1 protein-coding gene is annotated in these 1,053 nt (G+C 67.0%); it reads right to left on the reverse strand.

Annotated elements, in window-relative coordinates:
• A partial coding sequence (locus ALA01S_RS31180; RefSeq protein ID WP_066343670.1) for an NAD(P)(+) transhydrogenase (Re/Si-specific) subunit beta occupies positions 1-1,053 on the reverse strand: 1,053 nt, incomplete at both ends.

Below are 1,053 nucleotides of genomic sequence, written 5' to 3' on the forward strand. Positions count from 1 at the left end.
AGGGCACTTCGGCTTCCGCCAGCAGCACGTTCATGTGCCCCGGCATGCGCCCGGCCACCGGGTGGATGGCGTACTTCACCGTGATGCCCTTGTGCGTGAGCTTCTCGGCGAGTTCCTTCACCGCGTGCTGTGCGCGCGCCACGGCCAGGCCGTAGCCCGGGACGATCACCACCGTCTCGGCGTTGCCCAGGATGAAGGCCGCGTCGTCGGCGCTGCCGCTCTTGACGCTGCGCTGCTCCGTGCTGCCTTGCGTGGCTGCAGCCGCGTCCCCGCCGAAGCCGCCCAGGATCACGTTGAAGAACGAGCGGTTCATGGCCTTGCACATGATGTAGCTCAGGATCGCCCCGGAGCTGCCCACCAGCGAGCCGGCAATGATCAGCATCGAGTTGTTGAGGCTGAAGCCGATGCCCGCGGCGGCCCAGCCCGAGTAGCTGTTGAGCATCGACACCACCACCGGCATGTCGGCCCCGCCGATGGGGATGATGATCAGCACGCCCAGCACGAAGGACAGCGCCAGCATCACGAAGAACGCGCTCCAGCTCTCGGTGAACATGAACACCAGCCCCAGCGCGATGGTGGACAGGCCCAGCACGAGATTCAGCAGGTGCTGCCCCGGGAACACCACCGGCGCGCCCTTGAACAGGCGGAACTTGTACTTGCCCGAGAGCTTGCCAAAGGCAATCACCGAGCCGCTGAAGGTGATGGCACCGATGGCCGCCCCGAGGAACAGCTCCAGCCGGTTGCCCGCCGGGATCTGGCTGCCCTTGGCGGTGATGCCGAAGGCCCAAGGTTCTGCGACGGCCGCCACGGCGATGAACACCGCGGCCATGCCGATCATGGAGTGCATGAAGGCCACGAGCTCGGGCATCTTGGTCATCTGCACGCGCTTGGCCATCACGGTGCCGGCGCTGCCGCCCACCAGCAGCCCGATGAGCACCCACACCAGCCCGGAAGCGCCGGCGGTGCCCAGGTCCTCCGCCAGTTTCAGGATCAGCGCCGCGGTGGTCACCACCGCGATGCCCATGCCCGTCATGCCGAAGACGTTGCCGCGAA

The organism is Azohydromonas lata NBRC 102462, assembly GCF_001571085.1.
Classification (GTDB): Bacteria; Pseudomonadota; Gammaproteobacteria; order Burkholderiales; family Burkholderiaceae_C; genus Azohydromonas; species Azohydromonas lata.